The organism is Mycobacterium sp. 1081908.1, assembly GCF_001673535.1.
Classification (GTDB): Bacteria; Actinomycetota; Actinomycetes; order Mycobacteriales; family Mycobacteriaceae; genus Mycobacterium.
Map to the genome: position 1 here is coordinate 82,526 of NZ_LZLY01000128.1, position 23,259 is coordinate 105,784.

At 68.9% G+C, this 23,259-nt stretch carries 20 protein-coding genes; 11 read left to right on the top strand and 9 right to left on the bottom strand.

Translation table 11 applies throughout. The features are described 5' to 3' along the window. Positions 1 to 411, top strand: a complete 411-nt coding sequence (locus A5655_RS21045) for a Zn-ribbon domain-containing OB-fold protein (RefSeq protein WP_067013336.1) — start codon at positions 1 to 3, stop codon at positions 409 to 411. Positions 412 to 484: 73 nt separating this feature from the next. On the opposite strand, the gene A5655_RS21050 is transcribed toward A5655_RS21045, so the two are convergent. Continuing rightward, the gene (locus A5655_RS21050) at positions 485 to 1,657 is read right to left on the bottom strand and encodes a sulfotransferase (RefSeq protein ID WP_067013338.1); all 1,173 of its coding nucleotides are present in this window, start codon (positions 1,655 to 1,657) and stop codon (positions 485 to 487) included. Further along, positions 1,654 to 2,757 (bottom strand): DUF1214 domain-containing protein, encoded by a 1,104-nt coding sequence (locus tag A5655_RS21055; protein ID WP_067013340.1) that lies wholly within the window; start codon positions 2,755 to 2,757, stop codon positions 1,654 to 1,656. The genes A5655_RS21050 and A5655_RS21055 overlap by 4 nt, the downstream gene beginning before the upstream one ends. Before the next feature lie 17 nt (positions 2,758 to 2,774). On the opposite strand from A5655_RS21055, the gene A5655_RS21060 reads away from it, so the two are divergent. The 7 genes from A5655_RS21060 (at position 2,775) to A5655_RS21090 (ending at position 9,883) form a co-directional block, all read left to right on the top strand. Beyond that, complete coding sequence (locus A5655_RS21060) at positions 2,775 to 3,392, top strand: TetR family transcriptional regulator (protein ID WP_067013342.1); 618 nt, start codon at positions 2,775 to 2,777, stop codon at positions 3,390 to 3,392. Between the two features lie 261 nt (positions 3,393 to 3,653). Next, positions 3,654 to 4,991, top strand: a complete 1,338-nt coding sequence (locus tag A5655_RS21065; RefSeq protein ID WP_067013344.1) for an amidohydrolase family protein — start codon at positions 3,654 to 3,656, stop codon at positions 4,989 to 4,991. Between the two features lie 2 nt (positions 4,992 to 4,993). Then, positions 4,994 to 7,327 carry a CoA transferase gene (locus A5655_RS21070; RefSeq protein ID WP_067013346.1) on the top strand — a complete coding sequence of 778 codons (2,334 nt, stop codon included), beginning with the start codon at positions 4,994 to 4,996 and terminating at the stop codon, positions 7,325 to 7,327. A 1-nt stretch (position 7,328) separates the two neighbouring features. Next, positions 7,329 to 7,658, top strand: coding sequence for a hypothetical protein (locus A5655_RS21075; protein ID WP_067013348.1), 330 nt, complete (start codon positions 7,329 to 7,331; stop codon positions 7,656 to 7,658). Then, entirely contained in the window at positions 7,648 to 8,814 is a 1,167-nt protein-coding gene (locus A5655_RS21080) for a thiolase family protein (RefSeq protein WP_067013350.1), read from the top strand. The genes A5655_RS21075 and A5655_RS21080 overlap by 11 nt, the downstream gene beginning before the upstream one ends. Further along, entirely contained in the window at positions 8,811 to 9,233 is a 423-nt protein-coding gene (locus A5655_RS21085; protein ID WP_067013353.1) for a Zn-ribbon domain-containing OB-fold protein, read from the top strand. The genes A5655_RS21080 and A5655_RS21085 overlap by 4 nt, the downstream gene beginning before the upstream one ends. Beyond that, entirely contained in the window at positions 9,230 to 9,883 is a 654-nt protein-coding gene (locus tag A5655_RS21090; protein WP_067013355.1) for a PadR family transcriptional regulator, read from the top strand. Before A5655_RS21085 ends, A5655_RS21090 begins: the two co-directional genes overlap by 4 nt. Here A5655_RS21090 and fadD1 read toward each other — a convergent pair. From fadD1 to A5655_RS21105, 3 genes are all read right to left on the bottom strand, one after another. Next, a complete protein-coding gene (fadD1, locus tag A5655_RS21095; protein WP_067013357.1) occupies positions 9,822 to 11,465 on the bottom strand; it encodes a fatty-acid--CoA ligase FadD1 in 1,644 nt (547 codons plus the stop codon). The genes A5655_RS21090 and fadD1 overlap by 62 nt on opposite strands. A gap of 293 nt (positions 11,466 to 11,758) precedes the next feature. Continuing rightward, positions 11,759 to 12,520 carry an SDR family NAD(P)-dependent oxidoreductase gene (locus tag A5655_RS21100; protein WP_067013359.1) on the bottom strand — a complete coding sequence of 254 codons (762 nt, stop codon included), beginning with the start codon at positions 12,518 to 12,520 and terminating at the stop codon, positions 11,759 to 11,761. Between the two features lie 36 nt (positions 12,521 to 12,556). Then, positions 12,557 to 13,387 (bottom strand): alpha/beta fold hydrolase, encoded by an 831-nt coding sequence (locus tag A5655_RS21105; protein WP_067013361.1) that lies wholly within the window; start codon positions 13,385 to 13,387, stop codon positions 12,557 to 12,559. A 68-nt stretch (positions 13,388 to 13,455) separates the two neighbouring features. Between A5655_RS21105 and A5655_RS21110 the strand changes: the two genes are divergently transcribed. Next, on the top strand, positions 13,456 to 14,061 hold the full coding sequence (locus A5655_RS21110; RefSeq protein ID WP_067013363.1) for a TetR/AcrR family transcriptional regulator: 606 nt from the start codon (positions 13,456 to 13,458) through the stop codon (positions 14,059 to 14,061). A 238-nt stretch (positions 14,062 to 14,299) separates the two neighbouring features. Here the strand turns inward: A5655_RS21110 and A5655_RS21115 are convergent, their stop codons facing one another. The 3 genes from A5655_RS21115 to A5655_RS21125 all read right to left on the bottom strand — a co-directional run bounded on the left by A5655_RS21115 (position 14,300) and on the right by A5655_RS21125 (position 19,748). Further along, positions 14,300 to 15,976 (bottom strand): PPE family protein, encoded by a 1,677-nt coding sequence (locus tag A5655_RS21115; RefSeq protein WP_067013365.1) that lies wholly within the window; start codon positions 15,974 to 15,976, stop codon positions 14,300 to 14,302. A 142-nt stretch (positions 15,977 to 16,118) separates the two neighbouring features. Continuing rightward, complete coding sequence (locus A5655_RS21120) at positions 16,119 to 18,725, bottom strand: AAA family ATPase (protein WP_082978784.1); 2,607 nt, start codon at positions 18,723 to 18,725, stop codon at positions 16,119 to 16,121. Between the two features lie 81 nt (positions 18,726 to 18,806). Next, positions 18,807 to 19,748: a PHB depolymerase family esterase gene (locus A5655_RS21125; RefSeq protein WP_067013367.1), complete on the bottom strand. Its 942-nt coding sequence runs from the start codon at positions 19,746 to 19,748 to the stop codon at positions 18,807 to 18,809. Positions 19,749 to 19,823: 75 nt separating this feature from the next. Here A5655_RS21125 and A5655_RS21130 point away from each other — a divergent pair, with 75 nt between their 5' ends. Together A5655_RS21130 and A5655_RS21135 are read left to right on the top strand one after the other, a co-directional pair. Beyond that, on the top strand, positions 19,824 to 20,282 hold the full coding sequence (locus tag A5655_RS21130) for a MarR family winged helix-turn-helix transcriptional regulator (RefSeq protein ID WP_067013370.1): 459 nt from the start codon (positions 19,824 to 19,826) through the stop codon (positions 20,280 to 20,282). Between the two features lie 75 nt (positions 20,283 to 20,357). Continuing rightward, entirely contained in the window at positions 20,358 to 20,627 is a 270-nt protein-coding gene (locus A5655_RS21135; protein ID WP_067013372.1) for a DUF4242 domain-containing protein, read from the top strand. A gap of 6 nt (positions 20,628 to 20,633) precedes the next feature. On the opposite strand, the gene A5655_RS29290 is transcribed toward A5655_RS21135, so the two are convergent. Next, on the bottom strand, positions 20,634 to 23,259 hold a 2,626-nt coding region (locus tag A5655_RS29290; protein ID WP_304441667.1), incomplete at its 5' end, for a helix-turn-helix transcriptional regulator.

Genomic DNA, 23,259 nt, shown 5'->3' on the forward strand with positions numbered 1-23,259 from the left:
ATGAACTTCGATCGGCCGATGCCCGTCAAAACGCCCACCACCGCGCTGTTTTGGGACGCGCTGGCGCAGCACCGCATCGTCATCCAGTACTCGCCGTCGTCGCGGAGCTATGTGTTCTATCCGCGGGTGCGTGCCCCGCACACCCTGGCCGACGACCTGGAGTGGCGCGAGATATCCGGGATGGGAACGCTGTACTCGTTCACGGTGGCCCGCCGGCCCGTCGGCCCGCATTTCGCCGACGCCGTCCCGCAACTGCTGGCCATCGTCGAATGGGACGAGGGCCCAAGGTTTTCCACCGAGATGGTCAACGTCGACCCGGCGGACCTGCGGGTCGGGATGCGGGTGCGCCCGGTGTTCTGCGACTACCCCGGGCACGACGTCACGATGCTGCGCTACGAGCCCGCCGAGTGATGTCCACGCCGAACGTGCGGCTGGCCGCACACTCGGCCGCCAGCGTGCGGCTGGCCGCACACTCGGCCACCAGCTAGCGCAGCTGCTCGGTCGGTACTCCGTAACGCTCCTGATAGGCGCTCACCCGCTCGCGCACCTCGGCGGCGTCCAGGCCGGTGTCCGACCACGTGTATCGGCCGCCCCCGCCGTCTCCGGGATGGGCGGCCAGAAAGTCTCGCATCCGCTGGGCCGCCTCGGGTTTCAGCTCGCGGCCCAGTTTCTGGTAGATGTCCTTGATCGTGGTCCAGGGGTCGCTCACGAAATCGGTGAACAGCACGTCGACCACCCGGCCGGGGGGCACCGCGCCGCTGTCGCGCAGGGCCATCCCGCGGCCGAGGCCGACGACCACCTCCTCGTAGGACTGGGCCGCGCATTCGGCGATGTTCGATTCGTCGCTGCCCATCCGTCGCAGGTGGTGGGTCAGTGCGGCGATCGACGAGATGACGTTGAGCGGATCGCGGTGGGTCTGCACGATCAGCGCGTCGGGGTATTCGGCGAGCAGCGTGTCGAGGTGCCACAGGTGCGCCGGCGATTTCAGGAGCCACTGACCGGGGACGCCGGACTGTAGGTGCTGCAGGAAGATTCGGTGGAAGCGGTAGGCACCGCCATGGTCGGCCTCGTACAGCAGCCAGCGGTAGTAGCTCGGCAGCCGGTACTGCACCGAGAAGATCATGCTGGTGAACTCGCTGGCCGTGATGCGGACGCACTCCTGCCCGACGAGGGCCCCCATCGGGTGAAATGCCAAAAACCCCGGGATGATCTGTTCGGACAGCTCGATGCTGGCCTGCGTCTGCGCGATCCGCGGATCGGTGTGATAGGTCTCGGGCTGCGGGACCGGACACGGCGCGTCGACCTCCCAGGTCAGCGGCGCGCGCAGGTCGGGGTCCTGGGCGAGCAGGTCGTAGAGGATCGTGGTGCCGGTGCGGGGCTGGCCGACGATGAAGATCGGCGCCGTGATCGGCTTGCGGGCGATCTCCGGATGTCGCTTGCGCCAGTCGATTACGCCGAGCCGGTTCTTCAGGGCGCGCATGACGTCGAGGTAGGCGATCTCGACGCCGATCGCCGAGAGGCGAGCCTCGTTGACCAGCCCGTCGGCGAGCCGCTCCAGCCCGGCCTGCCAGCCGTCGTCGCCGAAATCGTCACTTCCCGATTCCTCACACGCGGCGGCGATGAGCCGCTCCGGGGCGAATCGCTCCTGCAGCGTCATGCCCGGACCTTTCCTTCCTGGACCGACACCGAGACGTCGGGCGCGCTCGGGTTGTCCAGCCAGCGCACCACCACGAACCCGCGGTGGCGACCTCCGGTGTCGAGCCAGTGGCCGAGACCGAAGTCCTCCGCCGAGATCGCGATCCGCACCCGCCCGTCCGCGTCGGGCCGCACCGCGCGACTGGTCACCGAGCTGTGCCGGCGGCGCGGCTCCAGGCACTCGTGCCACAGGCTTTCCAGCGTCACGTTCCAGTAGCGGGTGTCGGGCGGCTCGATGTCGAGCACCAACGCCTGGCCGGGATCGAGCCGGAACGTCCCCATCATGTAGAGGTTGTCCGGCGTGGTGTCGGCGGCGCCCAGATCGGCGGCCTCGGCGGTCAGCAACGTGTTGGGCGTATCGAGGAGCTCGGGCTTGATGGTCCGGTGCATCGTGACTAGTTTCATCAGCGACCACGCCATCGCGGTGAACTGGTCGGCGAGTTCGCCGTCGGTCAACGGCGTCAAGGGGTCGGGGTTCAGGGCTTCGATTCGCATCGTGGCCAACGTCTCGGAGGCGGGATCGCCGATGTACTCCCGGACGACCACCGACGACGCGTCCTCGGGAATCTTCACCCACTGCGCGCCGGCGAGATCCGCAGGCTCTTCCGAAGACAGCACCAGCGCGAATTCGTCGCCGCGCAGGGTCAGGTTGGTGTCGCTCACGTAGTTGGCCATCCGGCGTGGCGTCAGGCCGGTGCCGGCCAGGATCTGAAACCCGAGGTAGGCGCTGGTGCCCCGGGTGCCGGTGATCCGGTAGCGGCGGTCGCCGCGGATCATCGCCAGGTAGTAGTTGCCGTCGGGGTTGGGCCCCCCGATCATCCTTGTCGGAGAACACATATCGAAGAAGGCCGGGCGGTCGGGATCGGCCTCGACGGACAGCTGAGAACACAGCGACGAGACGCGGGCGATGACGCGCAGCCCTTCGAGGAGTTCCCGCTCCGATTTGGCGTCCTCGGTCACGATCTTCGTGACATCGCCCAGCATCTGCTGGAAGAACTGCCACGCGGCACGCGCCTTCGGGGCCACCTCGGCGGCCGGCTCGGGCGCCGTAAGCTGAGACATAGTCTTATGCTTAGACTATGTCTCACCCTTTGGCAACAGCTTCCCAGGCAGACGGTGAGCGGATCTCGCTCGCCGAACGGCGGCGCGCCGCGACGCGTCAGCGCATCGCAGCGGCGGCGGCGCAGCTGGTCGGCAGGGTTGGGCTGGCGGGCGCGACGGTGGACCGGATCGCCGACGCGGCGGCCATCGGGCGAGCGACGTTCTTCCGCTACTTCAACTCGAAGGAGGACGCCGTGGCCGAGGGCGTCAACGCCCTTTGGCTGAACCGCATCACCAGCGCTCTGGCCGCCCAGCCGGCGGCCCTGACCGCCACCGAGGCCGTCGCCGGCGCCTTCGGTGACCTCGCCCTCGGCTTCACCGAAATTGAGGACCAGGTTCGTGAATTAGCCACGCTCACAAGATCATCCGAGACGCTGGATGCCTGGACATTGCGCATCTATGTCCGGTACGAATCGGCGATCGCCGAACTCATCGCGCCACGGATACCGCGATTGACAGCGCAGGATCCCAGGCCACGGCTGATCGGTGCGCTGGCGATGGCGGTGGTGCGCATCGCCCTGGACGACTGGCTGATCGACGGCGGATCGCTACCCGAGCGGGTGCGTCAGGGCCTGGCCGCCGTCGCGATCCAGTGATCATGGCGTGGCAGCCGAGTGTGGGCCCTACGTACGTGAGCTGCCCCGAATTCGTACATAGCCCCCACACTCGGCGGCGCTAGTATGCGGACTAATAGTCCCTCATAATCGACGGGAACCCGCAGCCGGTCGCGTTTGCTGCCGATCCATCTACTGCGTCCCAGCGTGCATTTGCCGCACGTCCGCGGCACGCAGCGCCGTTGACACTGTGACTCACGCCATTGTCTACTAGTCGCTATACCGGCACGCGAGGAGCGCGGCATGAACAAGGACGACCTGATCCTGATCAGTGTGGACGACCATATCGCCGAGCCGGCCGACATGTTCGACGCGCACGTGCCCGCCAAGTACAAGGAGCTCGCGCCCCGGGTGGTGATGGAACCCGATGGTGTCCAGCAGTGGTACTACGGCGAGGTCCGCGGGCGGAACATGGGCCTGAACGCCGTCGCCGGAAAACCCCGCGAGATGTACAACATCGATGCCTCGCGCTACGACGAGATGCGGCCGGGCTGCTTCAACGTCGACGAGCGGGTCCGCGACATGAATGCCGGCGGCCAGCTGGCGGGTTTGAACTTCCCGAATTTCACCGGGTTCTCGGGCCAGGTGCTCAACCAGGGCCCCGATCGCGACGTCAACCTGGTGATGATCAAGGCGTACAACGACTGGCACGTCGACGAGTGGTGCGCCGCCCACCCGGGCCGCTTCATCCCGTGCGGGATCCTGCCGCTGTTCGACGTCGCTGAGGCGGCCAAGGAGGTCAAGCGGCTGGCCGGCAAGGGCTGCCACGCGGTGACGTTTTCGGAGAACCCGGAAGCGTTGCAAATGCCCAGTATTCACACTAGATATTGGTATCCGCTGTTCGAGGCCGTCTGCGAGAACAAGACGGTGTTGTGCACCCATGTCGGCTCGGCGTCCCGCTCTCCGCAGGTGTCGACGGATGCCCCGCCCAGCGTGCAGATGACGGCCTCGTCGATGATGAGCATGTTCACCTTCACCGAGCTGATCTGGGCCGAATTCTGGGTCGACTTCCCGCAACTGAAGTTCTCGCTCACCGAGGGCGACGTCGGGTGGATCCCGTATTTCCTGTGGCGCGCCGAGCACGTTTACAACCGCCACTCGGGCTGGACGCTGGCGAAGTTCCCACCCGGCTACGCCGGACCCAGTGACGTGTTCAAGCGGCACTTCTACACGTGCTTCATCAGCGACAAGGTCGGCGTGCGCAACATGGACTGGTTCAACGAGGACATGCTGTGCTGGGAGTCCGACTTTCCGCATTCCGACAGCAACTGGCCGTTCGCGCCCGAGGACGTCCTCGAGACCATGGGTCACCTGGACGACTCGGTCATCAACAAGATCACGCATGAAAACGCCATGGCCGCATACTCGTTCGACCCGTTCAAGTACATCCCCAAGGAGCGCGCCCGCGCCGGGTACCTGCGCTCCCAGGCCACCGACGTCGACGTCGTCACGCATGTCGGCCGGCGGGCCAGCCAGCGTGATATCGACGCGTGGACCCGGATGACCCAGTTCGCGCAGCAGGCCCAGGTCACGGCGGAGGCTTCCGGCATTTCCGGGCGCGCCACCACGCTGGGCAACTGAGCGTGGTCGCCCGGGCGCCGTTCGCGGACTGGCGGGTGCTGGAGTTGGCCAACGGCATCGCGGTGTCCTACTGCGGCAAGATGTTCGTTGATGCCGGCGCCGAGGTCGTGAAAATCGAATCGCCGCATGGCGATTCGATGCGGGGCTGGTCGGCCGGCGGACCCCCCGGGGCGCTGTTCGGCTACCTGGCCGCAGGCAAGAAGTCGGTCAACGATCGAGGGCAGGCCGCGGCGCTACTGGCCGGCGCCGACCTCGTGCTCACCGACCTGACCGACGGCTGGACCCTCGACGACATCACCGCCCACACCGGACCGTCGGCGGTGGTGGTGGCGGTGACGCCATTCGGCACCACGGGGCCCTATGTCGAAAACCAGGTGGTCGCCAACGAATTCATTCTGCAGGCGCTGTGCGGCTCGATCGCCGGCCGCGGCTGGCCGGGCGACGAACCGGTGCAGGCGGGCGGGCGCCTCGGCGAGTGGCTGGCCGGCTCGTTCGCGGCCCCCGTCGCCGCCGCGACGGCCCGGCGCGCCGTCCGGGGAGGCGGCGGCGAGGTCATCGACGTCTCGACCTACGAGGCCATGGCGATCGCGATGGGAGGCCTGTCCGCGATGTCGGCCAGCGTGCTGGGCGCGGATTCCCTTCAACAGCAACGCAGTCTGGAACTGCCGTCGATCGTCCCCACGGCCGACGGCCTGGTCGGCTTCTGCACCATCACCGCGCAGCAGTTCCAGGACTTTCTGGTGATGATCGATCGCGCCGACCTGCTCGACGACGCCGAGCTGGCCTCGTTCGCCGGGCGGGTCGAGCGCCGCGACGAATTCCTCGGCATGGTCACGCAATGGACGGAAACCCGGACCACGCAGGAGATCATCGACGTCGCGGTGGCCTTCCGCATCCCGGTCGCCCCCATCGGAACCCCCGCCACGGTGCCTAAGGTCGACCACTTCGTCGAACGCGGCGTCTTCGTCGAATCCGAACCCGGCGGGCTGCAGCCGCGGGTGCCGTATCGGAGCGACGCGATGGCGACCAGCCCGCCCGGAACCCCTCCCGCGCTGGGCGCGGACAACGGCCGCGTCGCCTGGCCGCCGCGGCCCCCAACGCCGCGGGCTACCGATGCGGGCGCACTCCCGTTGTCCGACATACGGGTAACCGACTTCACCGCATTCTGGGCGGGGCCCGTCGCCACCCAGTTCCTGGGCGCGCTCGGCGCCGACGTGATCAAGCTCGAGGGCGTGCGCCGGCCCGACGGCATGAGGTTCTCCGCCGGCCGCCCTCCCGACTGGGACCAATGGTGGGAGTGGGGCCCGGTTTTCTTGTGCAGCAACAACAACAAGCGCGCCGTCAGCGTCGAACTCAGCCTCGACGCCGGCCGCGCCATCGCGCTGGAGCTCATCGCGGCAAGCGATCTCGTCATCGAGAACTTCTCGCCGCGGGTGATGGAGAATTTCGGCCTGGACTGGGCTGCGGTGAGGGCGGCCAATCCGCGCGCCATCATGGTCCGGATGCCGGCGTTTGGCCTCGACGGCCCGTGGCGCGACCGCGTCGGCTTCGCCCAGACCATGGAGCAGGCGACCGGCATGGCCTGGGTGACCGGGCATGCCGACGGCCCGCCGGTGATTCCACGCGGGGTGTGCGATCCGATGGCGGGGCTACATGCCGCGTTCGCCGCGGTTGCGGCGCTGGCGATCCGCGACCGGGACGGAACCGGGATGCATGTCGAGTCGACCATGGTCGAGGCCGCGCTGAACGTGGCCGCCGAGATGGTGGTCGAGTACTCGCGCAACGGAATCGAGCTGCGCCGCAACGGGAACAAGGGCCCCGGCGCAACGCCGCAGGGCCTTTATCCGTGCCGCGGCGACGACGAATGGGTCGCGCTCGCCGCGATGGAAGATGCCGCGCGCGCCTCGCTGGCGGCGCTCATCGACCGGCCCGACCTCGGCCCGGACGGCGCCGCTTGGCGGGACGGGGCCGACGAAATCGACAAGCTGATCTCCGGCTGGACCGCTCGACTCTCCGCGACCGAAGCGGTGGATGCGCTTTGCGCGGGCGGCGTTGCGGCGGCGCGCGTCACGGCGCCCGCGGAGCTGCTGAGCGACCCGCAACTGCTCGCCCGCGGATTCTGGGAAACGGTCGACCATCCCGTCGCCGGCTCGTTCCTGTGCACCGGCATGCCCTTCGCATTCCTCGGGAAACCACGACGCTGGATCCGACGGATCGCGCCGTTGTACGGCCAGCACACCGACGAGGTGCTGACGGGAATTCTGGGGCGCAGCGAACGGGAGCTGTCGGAATTGCGAGCCTCGGGGGCCACCAGCGCGCGGCCGGCGGGACTGTGACGTGCCGGTCACGCTGTGCGTCCCGCCGCGCGCCGGCGAGTTGTGCGCACCGGTCCGGTTTCTGTTGCGGGAGGATTCCGTCGTGATGGAACTGACCGCACGCCACCGCATCACCGGAGTCGAATGGGACGGGAACGAACGCGCGGTGGCGATGGTCGTCGAGATCACCGACCCGCAAACGGCTAGGCCGATCGACGTGCGCATCGAAGTGGTCGAAAAAGGCGCCGCACGCACCGAAGCGCGGACCACTGCCATCGGCACCATCGACCGTGACGGGCGGGAATACGACGTCATCGGCACCTACCTGGGAGTTGTCGCGGATGAGAACTAGTCCGGCGAAGCGAACCGCGGCGATCGTCGGGGTGCACAACACCCGGCAGGGCCGCCGACTGGATGGCGAGACCTCACGAAGTTTGGCGCTCAACGCCATTCACGGGGCGCTCGCCGACGCCGGCCTGAGCCTCGACGACGTCGACGGGATCAGCGCGGGCCCGCTTTCCACCACGTTGATCTACGACCTGCGTCTCGGGCCGGCCTGGCAGGGCCTGGCGTTCGGGGTCGGCATGATCACCGAGGCGGCAGCCGCGATCGAGCACGGCATGGCCGACGTCGTCGTCCTGGTCGCCGCCCAGGCCGGTGAATACCGCGACCACCAGGCCACCGCGCCGTGGACCCGGCCCGAGAACGAATTCGTCGCGCCCTGGGGCATGTTCACCACCGCCGAGTTCGCGCTCATCGCCCGGCGCCACATGCACGTCTACGGCACCACGCGCGAACAACTGTCGATCGTCGCGGCGACCATTCGCAACAACGGATCGCGAAACCCCGAAGCCGTTTACTACCAACGTGGACCGTTCGCCCCGGAGGACATCACCGCGTCACGGCCCATCGCCGACCCGTTTCACCTCCTCGACTGCGCGACCACGTCCGAGGGCGGCTGCGCCCTCGTCGTGGCCAACATCGACCGAGTGGACGTGGCCGGCCAACCGATCTACATGTTGGGCAGCGGCGCGGACTTTCACGGCCCGTCGTATCAGCATCCACCCGCGTGGGACCTCGCCGGCCGGCGCGGCGATCACGTGAACGGCGTGGTCGGCAGGCGCGCGGCCGAACGCGCGTTCGCCCATGCCGGACTGCGGCGCGACGACATCGACGTGCTGGAACTCTACGATCCGTTCTCCTTCGAAATCATCCGTCAGCTAGAGGCTTTCGGGTTCTGCGGCGACGGCGAGGGCGGGCCGTTCGTCGCCGACGGCCACATCGCGATCGACGGTAGCCACCCGGTCACAACCGACGGGGGGACCATGTCCTTCAGCCACGCCGGCTCCAACCCACAGATGATGCAGCGGGCCGTCCGGGCCGTTCAGCAGCTGCGCGGCGAGGCCGGTGACCTCCAGGTGCCCGACGCGCACGTCGCGTTCTGCAGCAACGGCGGAGCCGGCGCCCTGTTCACCACCGTCCTGATCCTGGGAGACGAGCCGCGATGACACATGAACCGCTGCGGCCCCAGGCCGGGCCGGTGCCCCACGCCAGCAGTGAGCTCAGCGTCCCCTTCTGGCAGGGCTGCGGGGCGGGCGAACTGCGCTACCAACGCTGCGAGGCCTGCGGCCTGTCGAACTTTCCGCCGACCGAGCATTGCCGCCAATGCCTTTCGGCCGAATTGCGGTGGGAGCGCAGCGGCGGGGTCGGCGAGATTTACAGCTGGACCGTGGTGCATCGCCCGGTCACGGCGGAGTTCGCACCGCCGTACGCGCCGGCGATCGTCACGCTGGACGAGGGCTACCAGATGCTGACCAACGTCGTCGGTGTGACCCCGGAAGACCTCGCCATCGGCATGCGCGTTCGCGTGCAATTCCATGGCGTCGGCGCCGACGTGGCCCTGCCGTATTTCACCGGGTCGCAATGAATCCCGCGCGATCCAGCGACGACCTGCCGGTGACGGCCTACCTGGTGCTGGGCGTGCTGGCCGCCAACGACGAGCAACTCACCGCAGGCGAGATCAAGATGCGTGCCGAACTGTCGGTCGGCCACTTCTATTGGTCGCCGTCGGTGAGCCACGTGCGGCGCGAGCTGAACAGGTTGCTGGAGCGGGGGATGGTCAGCGAGATCGGCGCCCAATCCGGCAAGCGGTCGATCACGCTGTACGAGACGACCGACTCCGGGCTGGATGCGCTGCGCCGGTGGGTCCAGCACTTTCCGGCTCAGGAACGGGTGGTCATCAAACACCCCGTCATCCTCAAGACCTGGCTCGCGCGCGGCGACGATCCGGAACACGTGGTCGACACCCTGGACCGCCACCTCGAGGCGACCCGCGCCCGCCTGGACGAGGCGCTGTGGTCGCGGCAGCGCTCCCACGACCTCGGGCTGGCCGACGACCCGGACCAGCGCTGCTTGTTCGCGGTGCTCGACTACGCGATCCGCGGTTTGTATGCGGAGATCTCCAACATCGCGCAGCTGCGCGACGAGATCGCCCGCGGCACCAGCCGAGACCCCGTCAAACGGGTGCGACGGACGAAGGGGCAGATCCGCCGCCGGGCACGCGCGGACCCGAGCTAGCCGCACTGGGCCGGTAGGCGGTGCCGCGCGCTTCGCGCTCCCAAAGGATTTCGCCCTCGCCGGCCGCGGCCCCTTCGGCGATCAGCTGGCGTTTGAGCACCTTGTGGGTGGCGGTGCTGGGCAGGTCGGCGGCGACCCGGACGTAGCGCGGCCAGGCCTTCGGCGACAGGTCGGGTTGGGCGCGGAGGAACGCTTCGAACGAATCGGGGTCGAGTTCGGCGCCGTCGTTGAGGACGACCGCGGCCATCACCTGATCTCCCACCCGCTCGTCCGGGACGGCGTACACCGCGGCGCGATTGATGGCGCTGTGCCGCAACAGGATCCGTTCGATGGGCGCCGCGGCCAGGTTCTCGCCGTCGACGCGCATCCAGTCGGCGGTGCGGCCGGCCAGGTAGATCCAGCCCTCGGCGTCGCGATAGGCGAGGTCCCCGGACCAGTACATGCCGTGGCGCATGCGTTCGGCGTTGGCCTCGGGATCGTTGTAGTAGCCGGTGAAGAAACCCGATCCCGCGGTGTTGACCAACTCGCCCACCGCCTCGTCGGCGTTGGCCAGCGCCCCGTTGGCGTCGAAGCGTGCGACGGCGCATTCGGTGACGGTCTCGCTGTTGTAGATCGCGACCCCGTCGACCCCGCGGCCGACCGACCCCTTGGGCGTCCCGGGTTCGCGGATCACGATGACCGCATTCTCCGTTGAGCCGAATCCGTCTTCGACCTGAACGCCGAAGCGGCGCGCGAACTCCTCGATGTCCTTGTCGTTGGCCTCGTTGCCGAACGCCACCCGCAGCGGGTTGTCGGCGTCGTCGTCGCGTTCGGGGGTGGCGAGGATGTAGGCGAGGGGCTTGCCGACGTAGTTCATGTAGGTGGCCCCGTAGCGGCGGATGTCGTCGAGGAAGTGGCTCGCCGAGAACTTCGCCGGCACGATCGCGGCGCCGGAGGCCACCGCGGGCGCCCACCCGGCGACGACCGCGTTGGAGTGAAACAGCGGCATGGACACGTAGCAGGTGTCCCGCTCGGTCAGCCCGAAGCGCCCCATCAGGCTGAGCCCGGCGACCACCGCCATCAGGTGGGATACTTGGACCGCCTTGGGATTACCGCTGGTTCCCGACGTGAAGATCATCATGAACGGGTCCGTCGCGCTGACCTCGCGGTGCGGGACCAGTTCGCCGGCGCCGCCGAGGAATTCGGCCCACCGCGGCGTCGAGGTGTCCAGGATTCGCGTCCCCCCGAGGTCCAGACCGTCGAGCAGCGGCCGATGCTCGGGATCGGTGACCACGAATTGGCAGTCGGCCCGCCGGATGTCGGCGGCCAGGGCCTCGCCGCGCCGGGTCGTGTTCAGCCCGCACAGCACGTAGCCGCCGAGCCCGGCCGCCGCCATCTGGGCAAGCATCTCGGGGGTGTTTCCCAGCAGCGCGCCGACATGCATCGGTCGCCGCGGATCGGCGGCGGCGATGAGGGCCGCGGCCCGCGCCGTCGCGTCGGTCAGGTATCGATCCCAACTCCATTGCAGCTGGCCGCATTTGACGGCGACCGCGGGGTCGGACAGGCGCTTGCGCAGCAGCGCCTGAATCGTGTCGTCAGCCATCGGATCGGTCCACCTTCGGTTACGAGACGAGACGGTCCGTCTTATCGTAGCGGGAGCCTCGGCTCGCAGTTCTGACGGATCGCGCCCGGGCACCACCGTGTGTTGTGGAAGTTTTCATGCCTATGTCGCCAAGGATTCCCTATTGCAGACCGCGTGTATAACCGGTGCGTTCGCATCCAAGGGCCATCATCGCCCTGTGCTGTTTGAGCTCCACAGATCGCTCGTCCTGCTCCGGAATCGAGCGCGCGAATTCCGTCGTGAGATCTCAGAATCCCGATCGGTGGGCGGAGTGCCTATCCGCCCACCATCATCAGGCCGCCGTCGACGGCCAGGAGTTGCCCGGTGATGAAGCCCGAACCGGGTCCGGCCAGGAAGACCAGCATCGGCCCGACGTCCCGCGCGGGCTCGCCGAGTTTCCCGCCGATCGGGATCATCAGCTGCATCTGCTGATCGATGAGGGCGCTCGCATCGGGACCGAGGAAATCCCGGAAGCGGTCCGATCCCGGTGTCTGCACCGCCGGAGCCAACGCGTTGACGGTGACGTGGTCGGCGCCCCAGGCTTTCGCGGCCGATCGCGTCCAGGCCTGCACCGCGCCCTTCGTTGCGGCGTAGACCGCCGAGATCGCGCTGCCCTGCACGGCTTCGGACGACCCGAAGTTGATGATCCTGCCGCCCTTGGGATTCTGCTCTTTCATCACCGTGTAGGCCGCCTGGTTGGTCAGGATGGTAGCTTTCACGTTGGTGTCCAACAGGAACGAAATCTCGTCGACGCCGATGTAGCCCGGGATCCCGGCCTGCCACAGCCCCGCGGCATTCACCAGGACGTCGAGCCCACCAAGGTGCTCGGCGGCTCGGCGCGTCATCGCCGGGACGGCGTCGGCATCCCGCGCGTCGCACTGCAGCCAGGTGGCCTTGAGTTCAGCTGGCGGCGGGGTCTGGTGATAGGTGGCGACGACCTCGGCACCGGCGTCGGTGAGGACGCCGATGGCCGCCGCGCCGATACCGGTCGCTCCGCCGGTTACCAGGATCCGCCTGCCTTGCAGCACGTTTTGCATGCCGCGAGCGTAGCGCCCACCAGGCGCCGGCCCGCGCTAGGTGCGCACCGCAATCGACGACAACAGGTCGGCCAGCCGCTGCGGCTGGTCGATCATCGAGAAGGTCCGCGCCCCGTCGATGACCTCCATGCGGGCGTTCGGAATCGTGGCGGCCAGCCGTTCGCCGTCGCCGAGCTCGAAGAACACGTCGTCTGCCGACCAGGCGATGAGCGCCGGCTTGTCGAACTCATGCAGCCGCGCGGCGACACCGGTGGTGACCTCCGTGCGCATCGAGAGGGTGAACTGGCGCAGGTCCTCGGCGATCGCCGGGTCGGACAGACCCGGGCGCACCCAGGCCTCCGTGAGGTCGTCGATGTTGCGATGCGCCAGGCCGTCGAACGCGCGCTTGCGCGCGGCCGGCGCGCGCATGGCCTGGGCGACGGTCCGAAACATCGTCTTGGACTTGGCCGCCAGGATCACCGGCTTGAGGATCGGCGGCGGAAAGTGTTCGAACGCATCGCAACTCGTCAGCACGAGTGCACCGAGCCGCTCGGGATGGTGCACCGCGACGAGTTGGGTGACCACCCCGCCGGTGTCGTTGCCGACGAGCACCACGTCCTGGAGGTCGAGGGCGGCGAGCGTTTCCGCGACGATGCCGGCCACGCCGTAGATGGTTCGGTCGGCACCGGGCCGCAGCGGTTGGGGGTGGGCGCCCAGGGGCCAGGTGGGGGCGATGCAGCGCAGCCCGCGGTCGGCGAGGCGCTCGCTGACCTGGCGCCACAGTTGGCTGCCCATCATGTACCCGTGCACGAAGACAACGGGCCTGCCGTTCTCGGGTCCGGTTGCGTCGTAGTGGATGGTCCCGGCACTAATGTCGATCGTCGACATGGCTAGCTCCTACTCGGAAGGGTACATTTACAAACAGGCTGTCTGTTCGTAAGTTACCAACAGGCTGTATGGAAATCAAGAGACGAACTCAAGAGGAGCGCTCCGCGGCGACCCGCGACGCGCTGATCTCGGCCGCCCGCAAGCTGTGGGGCCGCCGCGGGTACGCCGATGTGGGTACGCCGGAGATCGCCGCGGCCGCGGGCGTTACCCGCGGCGCGATGTACCACCAATTCGCCGACAAGGCAGCGCTTTTCGCCGAGGTCGTCGAGGCCGTGGAGCAGGATGTGATGTCCCGGATGGGCACCATCGTGGCCGAGTCGGGGGCGACGACGCCCGCCGAGGCGATCCGGGCGGCCGTCGACGCCTGGCTCGACGTCTCCGGCGATCCCGAGGTGCGCCAGCTGATCCTGCTGGACGCGCCCAGCGTGCTCGGGTGGCCGGCCTTCCGCGACGTCGCCCAGCGCTACAGCCTGGGCATGACCGAACAGCTGCTCACCGAGGCCGTCCGCGCCGGCCAGCTGGCCGACCAACCGATGCGGCCGCTGGCCCACATCCTGATCGGCGCCCTCGACGAGGCGGCCATGGTCATCGCCACCGCCGACGACCCGAAACGCGCCCGCCGCGAGATCGGGGAGGTTTTCCACCGGCTGATCGACGCGATGCTGCACGAATAGCCTTCGGCGCGTTGGCAATCAGCGGTGGCCGGGGCTGCCGTCGGGCCCGGCCGTGCCGCTCGCGCCGGTGCTCCCGAGGGCGCCGGTCTGTCCGGTGACGCCGTTGGGGCTGCCCGTGCCGCCGGCGCCGCCGACCGCGACCGCCCGTTTCGGGCACGCTTGGGACTCCCGTAAAGCGGCTCGATCAGCGCGAACACCAGATCGCGAAAACAAGCTGTGCCGTTGGTGAGCCGATCCGTTACAGGCGGGCGAGGTTGAACAGGCCGGCGATTCCGGTGCCGATGTTGAACAAGCCCGAGTTGGCCCCGCTGAAGGCGCCGCTCGGGAAGGCAGAGATGGGAGCGGGCACGCCGATGTTGAAGAAGCCCGAGGTCGCGCCGTCGATGTCCGAACCGCCGGTGGCCGTGTTGAAGAAGCCCGACATCGCAGCGTTTTCAAGGCCACCGGTGGCCGTGTTGGCAAAGCCCGACATCGTCGCGCCCGTGTTGAAAAAGCCCGAGTCCCCCGTCCCGGTGTTGCCGAAGCCTGAGTTCACCAGCCCCGTGTTCGTGGCGGAGCCGAAGCCCGTGTTCACGTCGCCCGAATTCCAAAAACCCGTGTTCGTGTCGCCCGAATTCCCGTTGCCCGTATTGAAACCGCCCGAGTTCCCGAAGCCCGTATCGGCGGAGCCCGTGTTTCCGGCGCCCGTGTCGTACTGGCCCGAATTCCCAAAACCGGTGTTGAATTCGCCAGCATTCCCGATGCCGGTATTCACCGCTCCCGCGTTTCCGAAGCCGAAGTTTCCGATGCCGGAGTTTCCGATGCCAAAGTTGTTGAGGGCCCCTGACACGAGCGCGTTGTTGCCGGTGTTGAAGATGCCGACGTTTCCGCTGCCCGAGTTGAAGAAGCCGATGTTGTTGGTGCCGGAGTTGCCGAAGCCGAGGTTGCCGCCGCCCGAGTTCAGCCCGCCGAAGTGGAACTGGTTGGTTGCCCTGTCGAAAAACGTGTTCCCGATTCCGATCTCGTCGTTGCCCGTAAGCCCGAAACCGATGTTGCCGTCGCCGGTGTTGCCGCCGCCGATGTTGCCGCTGCCGTTGTTTCCGCCGCCGTAGTTCCCGTTGCCGTTGTTCCCCAAGCCGACATTGCTGTTGCCGGTGTTGCCCATGCCCACGTTCTGGCCGGTGGTTGGGGTGCTGCCCGCGTTTCCGAAGCCGATGTTTCCGAAACCGGCGTTTCCCGCGCCGAAGTTGGAGCTGCCGTTGTTGCCGCTGCCGATGTTGGAGTTGCCGAAGTTGCCCCCGCCCAGGTTGGAGCTGCCGGTGTTGCCGTTGCCAACGTTGCCGTTGCCGGTGTTGCCGTTGCCCGCGTTGGCGTTGCCCTTGTTGCCGACGCCGAGATTGGGCAGGCTCGCCAGCACCTGCTGCAGACTCTGCGCCGGCGTCAACTGCGCGGCCGCCGCCGAGGCCCCCGAGTAATAGCCGGACATCGCCGAGACGTCCTGGGCCCACATCTCCTCGTATTCGCCCTCCAGCTGAGCAATCGTCGGGGCGTTGAGGCCGAACCAGTTCGACATCGCCATCCGCACCAACGAAGTCCGGTTGAGGTCCACCAGCATCGGCTGCACCGTCGCGGCCTGCGCGGCCTCGAACGCACTCGCCACAGCCCGGGCCTGCCCAGCCGCAGCCGCCGCCTGCGACGCCGCCTCGTTCAGCCATCCCGCATACGGGGCGGCCGCGGCCGACATCGCCTGGGACGCCGGACCCTGCCACGCCTGACCTGCCAGGCCCGACGTCACCGACCCGAACGAGGAAGCAGCGCTGCCCAATTCGGCGGCCAAGCCTTCCCAGGCCGCGGCCGCCTCGAGCATCGGCGTCGAACCGGCGCCAGTGAACATCAGAAGAGAATTGATTTCGGGCGGCAACGTCAAAAAGCTCATTACCATGCCTTCCTAGCCGTAGCGCCCGCCGCCGCCGCGCGCGCGTGCCGTGTACTGGGGCGCCGCGATGATCACGTCACCGTCGAAGTGTGCGCCGGCGGGAATGCCTCGCGGATCGGGAATTTTCCCTATATTTGCGGCCCTAGGATCTGGGACCTCGGGCACGGGCAGCGGCCTGGGTGCGGTTGTCGACGCCGAGTTTGGCCAGGATCGCGGCGACGTGGTGGCCGACGGTCTTGGGGCTGATGGACAGTTTGGTGGCCACCTCGGCGTCGCTGTGCCCGGCGGCGATCAAGGTGAGCACTTCGCGTTGCCGCCGGGTCAGCCCGTCGGGGTCGGACACCGTTCCCGCGCCCCTGCCGCGGCGGGCATCACCGCGCAGCGTTGCCAGGCGCTGCTGGGCGCGGCGGGCCGCCGCACGGGCGCCGAGCCGGCGGAACGTCGCCAGCGCCGACTCGACCGCGGCGATGTCGCCGCCCAGTTGGGCGATGGCCGCGTCGTAAAGGCAGCCGCGGTCCGTCCACGCCGCCGCGGCCGACCGCCAGTCGCCGCCAAGCTCCAGCTGGAACGGGGTGAATGGGCCACCGCCGGCGACGTCCTCGGGTGGGCCGTCGGGAAGTCGGGACCACCGGCGCAGCTGCCAGATCAGCCATGGATTGCGGTCGGTGCCCATCTTGATCAACGCGCTCTCCGCCAGGCTGCGGGCTAGTTCGTCGTCGCCGGCCAGCCAGGCGGCTTCCGCGCGCGCGGCCCAGACGGGAAAGAACCGCTGTTGGTTCAGCTCCGAACTGGCTTCGATGTCATCCAGGAGCGAGACGACGGGTTGTTCGCCGCGGCGGGCGTTGACGAGGGCCAGGACGAGCCGCGCCGCGATCAGGGTTACCCGCGTCAGCCCGGGGCGACTGAGCATGTCCTCCGAGATTGCACTGGCGCGAGTCCAGTGTCCGCGATGCAGGCAGGCCTGCGCCTCGGCGCTGGCGGCGATGCCCTCGAAGAGATAGATCCCCCGGTCACGGCAATAGCTGACGGCGCCGGCGATGTAGCGATCCGCCCGATCGGGGTCGTAGTGCATCGCCGCGATGTAGCTGTTCACCGCGCCGAAGAACGCGGCGGTCTCGCCGCGCGCGTCGGCCGCCATCGCGTCGTGCCAGACCTCCTCCAGGGCTTCCCACCCGGAGTCTGTGCGGACCACGTTGGCCAGCGCCGTGTAGCCACGCGCGCGGACCACCACCGCGTCGTCGCCGAGCTGGGTGCCGACCGCGATCGCCCGCGCCGCGTAATCGGCGCAGGCAGGGTCGAAGTTCCACAGGCCCTGCTCGGCCATGTTCACCAGCGACCAGGCCAGCTGCGGGCACGGGTCGGCGCCCTCCAGCAGGCACAGGGAAGCACGCGCCGCGTCGGCGGATTCGCCCACACGGCCCAGCCCCCACAGTCCGTGGGAGAGCCAGCGCAAGTCGTCACCCTCGCCGAGCCGATCGCCCGCCGCGTGGCGCAGCGTGATCGCCTCGCGCCAGGACGAGACCGCGGCCTCGCCGCGCCCGCACAGGTAGCAGGCCACCGCGTGTTGCTCGAGCCACTGGACCCGCGGCTCGGCCGGCTCGGCCCCGGCGCGCCGCAGCGCCAGCGCGAACAAGTCGGCGGCCTGTTGATGCGCTCCCAGGGCCGCGGCCCTCTCTGCCCCGGCCACCCCGTAGCGGATCACGGCATCGGCGTCGTCGACGTGGTCGGCGTGAAACGCCAACGCCGCGAACGTGTTCGGGTCGACCGGCGGTTCGGCGAGTGCGACCAGCGCGCGGGAGTGCAGGGCCTTGCGCTCATGGTCGGGGATTTGGTCCAGCGTCGCTCGCCGGGCCAGCTCGTGGCGAAACCCGATCGCGTCCCACTCGCTGAGCAACACCCCGGCATCGAGGCATTCGGCCAGCCCGACGACCGCGGCCGGGCACGCCTTGTCCAACAGCGCCGGGTGTACCCGGGGGCCGCAGACGGCGACGGCGTCGGCGGTCTCCCGAGCGGCCGGCGACAGTCGTCCCAGCCGGCCCCAGACGGCCTCGGTCACCGTGCGCGGCAACGCATTTCGCTGCAGGGCTTGCGCGCCGGCCGCCAGGATCTCGGTGGCGTAGAACGGGTTGCCGCCGGTCAGCTCGTGCAATTGGTCCGCGTTGACGCCGCTTCCGGCGGCGAGCACCGCGACCGCCTCGCGGCTCAGTGGCTCCAATCCGACGCGGCTGACCCCGGCACATGTCGCGATATCCCCGAGCGCGACCGAAAGCGGGTGCTGCCGGTCAACCTGGTCGTCGCGGTACGACACCACCAGCAGCAGCGGCAGGGAGTCGATGCGCCGGGCCAAGAAACGCAGGAGGTCGAGGGTCGCCCCGTCGGCCCAATGGGCGTCCTCGATCACCCAGACCCAGCGGTGACCGTCGCGCAATACCGTCAGCAGCCTGCGGTATAGCGCGCCGGTGTCGCCTGATTCGATGGCGTCGTCCAGGGCCCGGGCCGCCCTCGGGCCCACCCCGCCCAGCGCGTCCAGTAGCGGCCCTAACGGTCGCGGCGCGGCCAGCGGGTCGCACCACCCGCGCAGCACCCGGACCTCCGCGTCGAGGCCGGCGGTGAACCGGCTGATCACGGCGGTCTTGCCCACGCCGGCTTCTCCCCGCAGCAACACCGCCTGACCCCTGCCGCGCCGCGTTGCGCGCGTCAGCGCAGCCAGCTTGGCCAGGACGGTGTCGCGCTCCAGCAAGCGCTCCACGTGACAAGTAAACCGGCGAGCGTCGACTTGTTGCAGCGAAAACGCGACGATCGCCCAAACAAGTCGACGCTCGCCGGATTGTCAGCGATGGCTCTGGGCGAAGAATTGCCAGATGGCGTCGGTGGCGTTGAGCGCCGTCGAAGGTTCGGGAATCCCGGCGAGTTCCGCGAGGGGACTGGGTTGCCCGCCGGGCCATTGATGGCCGGCGCCGGCCACCGAGATCAACTCGACGGTGCGCCCGTCGGGACATCCGGCCGTTTGCGTGGTTACGCCGGCGGCGGTGGTCGAGGTCGGGGGCCCGCACCCGTCGATGGATCGCCAGGTGGCGTTGACCGACTCGACCGACGGGCCGTCGACGCGTGGATTCCCGTTGATCGCGAAGGCTTTTCCGGGCCCGCCGTTGTAGGGCACTCGCTCGTCGGCGGTGCCGTGAATCTGCAGCACCGACGTCGGTCGCGCCTGGGAGCAGTCGGTGAGCAGCGTCCCGGCGACCGGGGCGATCGCGGCGAAGGTGTCGCTCTGGCAACCCAGTCGAAGCGCCATCATGGCCCCGTTCGACATGCCGGTGGCGTAGACGCGCGCGCGATCGATCGGGATCTCCCGCTCGATGGCTCCCACCATCGCGGTGAGGAAACCGACGTCGTCGGTGTCGGCGCGCTGCGGTTCGCCGCAGCACGTCCCGGCGTTCCAGGCGCGGTTGAGGCCGTCGGGGTAGGCGACCAAAAAATGCCCGTTGTCCGCCTCGGCGTCCCAGTTGTAGGACCGCTCGGCCTGCGCGCCGTTGCCAAAGCCGCCGTGCAGCATCACCACCAGCGGCGCCGCGTCGGGCAATCCCTGCGGCCGGTACACGTGAAAGGTCCTGCTGACTCCGCCGGAGTCGATGGATTGGGTGGACTGCCCGATCGGAATCGATTGGGAGCCGGGCGATCCCAGCGCGTGCCCACCGCCGACACAACCGCCGAGCGCGACCGCCAGGGCCGCGACGAGACAGACACCGAACACCCGAGCCCGCACCGATCGCATGAAGCCATCGTGGCACCGGCAGCGATATTTGACAAGTAACTTGTCAAAGATGCTCGGGGTGGCACACTCATCTGCATGCGACGCGTTGCCGATGCCGGGTGGAAGCCCACCGTCCCGGCGCTGGTGAATTTGGTGGCCGCCTCGGGGGCGCCGCATTTGAGGGCGGCCTTCGCCGCGGCCGGGCTCGACGGGATCCGCCCGGCTCAGGCCGTTGCGCTGGTGCCGCTGGCGGCCGGTGGCCTGCACGCATCCGATCTGGCCGACCGGCTCAAGGTGAGTCGCCAGGCGGTGGCCCAGGGGATAGCCAGCCTGGAGCGGCACGGGTATGTGACGCGGGTGACCGATCCCGCCGACGCCCGGGCCCGCATCATCGAGCTGACGCCGCGCGGCCGGCAGGCGCTGCGCGTGATGCGTTCCAATGCAGTCGCTTTGGAGAGCCGCTGGGCGGAGCTCCTCGGGCCCCGGCGGTTGGGGGAGTTGCGGGACACCCTGGAGATGTTGTTGTCCGCCGAGGCGGACACGGCGGGCGACTGACACCGGCCACGAATTTGCTGGTGTAGAGCGTCACGCGGGGCTAGGTTCGACCCAAGACAATGACAGGAGTCCGTCGTGCCCATCTTCATGGTCGAGCGCAACTTTGCCGAGGAAATGGAACCGAGCTTCGAGATAGCCGACGGCATCAACCGGATCAACGACCATGAGGGCGTTCGCTGGATGTACTCGTTTCTGTCGGCGGACAAGCGAAAGACCTACTGCCTGTACGAGGCGCCCTCACCCGAGGCCATCAGGACCGCGGCGGCGCGGGCCGGCCTGCCCGCCGACGTCATCGTCGAGGTGCGCGATCGCGTCATGCCCGACGGTGGGCTCTCCGATATCTGAGGACTGTCAACCGAGCAGCTCGTGATCGGCGGCGTACATCGCCGCCTGGGTGCGGTTCGCGGCGCCCGTCTTGATCAGGATGTTGCGCACATGGTTGGCGGCGGTGTTGGTGCTGATGTAGAGCCGTTCGCCGATCGCCCGATTGCTCAGCCCCTCGGCGAGCAACCGCAGCACCTCGACCTCCCGGTCCGTCAGGCCGTCCGGGCCGGTCGTCAGCACCGCGTCCACCAACTCGACCACGCGATTCTGGCCGATCGAGGTGGCAATGGCGCGCGCCTCGTCGCCCAGCCGGCGCGCGTCCTCGGTGTGCCCGCGCGACGCCGCGAACAGCGCGTGCCGGGCCAGCGTCTCGGCGACGTGAACCACCGAGCCCATCCGGCGGTCCATCTCCAGCGCCACGGCGAAATGCCGCTCGGCCGCGGCCGTGTCGCCGTCGAGTGCCGCGATCCGGGCGAGGTAACGGTCGGCGCTACCGAAGAGGGCGACGAACTGGCCGGCGACGAGGTTCTTGCCGGCATAGCGCGATATGTACGGGCGCAGCGAATGCAGCGCCTCGCGGTTGCCCAGCTCCAACGCCGCCTCGACCATGAACACCAGCTCCATCGGCCACTGCGCCTCGTCGGTGCGATCGCGGAGTTTGCGGTTGAGCAGATGGTTGAGCGCGCGGGTCATGCCCGCTTCGCAGTTGAGCTCGGTGTACAACGCGAGCAGGCCCGGCACCCAACGCCCGGCGAATGTCTCGCTGCCGTCGATGAACCCGGCGAATCTCTTCAGGCCCGCGGTCTCGCGGCGGATCATGAACATCTGGACGCCGTTCGAGCCCGCGGTGTCGTCCGCGTCGAACAAATCGCCTGCGCGCAAAGCGATGTCGGCCCACCGCTCGGCGCCGGTGAAGTCCCCGCGCAGATAGGCCAGCGCCTGCTCGACGCAGGCACCGACGAAGCCGAAGACCGGTTGTCCGCACGCCTGGCCCGCCCGCCGCATGTCCGCGGTCGACGCCGCCAGGTCGTCGGGCCGGCCGGCCAGATAGCTGACCATGGCGCGAAAATGCGCGGCAGCCCCCAGCACCTCGTAGTCACGGCGCTGAAGCGCCATCAGCGATACCTCGGCCGATCGCTCCGCCTGGATGCCACACATCTCCGGCGTCAGCCCCTGCCACAAACTCGTCTTGAGCGTGTGCATCAGCACGGCCTGATCGCCGGTGGCCCGCGCGCGGTCGATGGCGTTGGTGCCCACCTCGCGCGCGCGCGCCGCCTCCCCGGCGAAGGCCAGGGCGCGCCCAAAGCTGCCGAGTGCCTGCAGATAGCGCGGGTCGTCGCTGTCCAGTCCGCAGGATTCCAGCGCCGACGCGAGCAGGTCGGCCGCCTTCGAGTCCGACTGTCCCCGACGCCAATTCGCTTCCTCGTAGCCCACGGCCGCCCCCAGCCGGATCAGCGGATCGTCCATCGCGCTGAGGCGTTCGTAGATCGCCCGCGACCGCGCGAAATCGCCGGCGCGCACGTGGTTGGCGGCCGCATCGAGGTCCAGCCGCGCCCGATCGGCGCGGCTCATCTCCGGCAGCGACGCCGCCCGCTCGAACCATCTCGCGGCGTCCTCGTACGCCAGGCTCTGTTCGGCCATCCGCGCCGCCTGGTGCGCGTAGCGCAGCGCCTGCTCGTGGTAGCCGAGCACGTGGGCCCGCAGGTAGTGGTTCGCCAGCCGGGGAACGACCGACGGGTCCGCCCGGGCCTCGAGCGCCTCGGCGGCCCGCGCGTGCATGATCCGCAGCCGCGACGCCGCCATTTCGCCGACGACGGCCTCGCGGGTGAGGGCGTGCACGAACGAGAACTCGCCGTCGGAGTCGCGGACCGGCCGGATCAGCCCGACGCCTTCGGCCGAATCGACCGCCGCCAGCGTCGCGGCGAGATCGGTTTCACTGGCGGCGATTAGCGCGGGCAGGTCGAACGTCTCGCCGAGGACCGCCGCCTGCTCGATCACGGCCCGGACGCCGGCGCCCAGCCCGCTCAGGCGGCGGGTGATGGCGTCGCCGATGGACGCCGGGACGGTCTGCTGCGCGCCCAGCGTGGCCAGCCCGCCGCGGACCTCGAGGTCGCTGACCAGTTCGGTCAGGAAGAACGGATTGCCGCCGGTCTTGTCGCGCAGCAGGGCGGCGGCCGTGCGCGCCGACGCGGGAGCCAGCTGCTGGGTTCGCCTCACGAACTCGGCGATCGCCTCGGTGTCCAGCCCGGCGAGGTCCAGGCGCCGCACCCCGTCGAAGCGGTGCAGCTCGGCCAGCCGGGTGGTGAGCTCGTCGGAGCGGTCCGGTTCGGTCGACCGGAAGGTGGCGACCACCAGCATCCGGACATCGGCGCAGCCGATCAGGACGCGTTCGAGCATCACGAGGGTGGGCAGCTGCGCCCAGTGCAGGTCGTCGAGGATCAACGCGATTGGACGATCGATGGCCAGGCGCCGCAAAAAACCGGTCAAGGCGTCGAAAAGCGCCTGCCTGGGCGCCCCGACTTCCTCCGTCGGGCCGATGTCCGGCATGTGGCGATCCACCTGGGTCGACAGGCGCCGCAGCTGGGCTCCCGCGTCGGCCAGGGTGTCCGCCATCGAGCCCGGCCGAGTTGCAATGAGCAGCCGATCCAGCGCC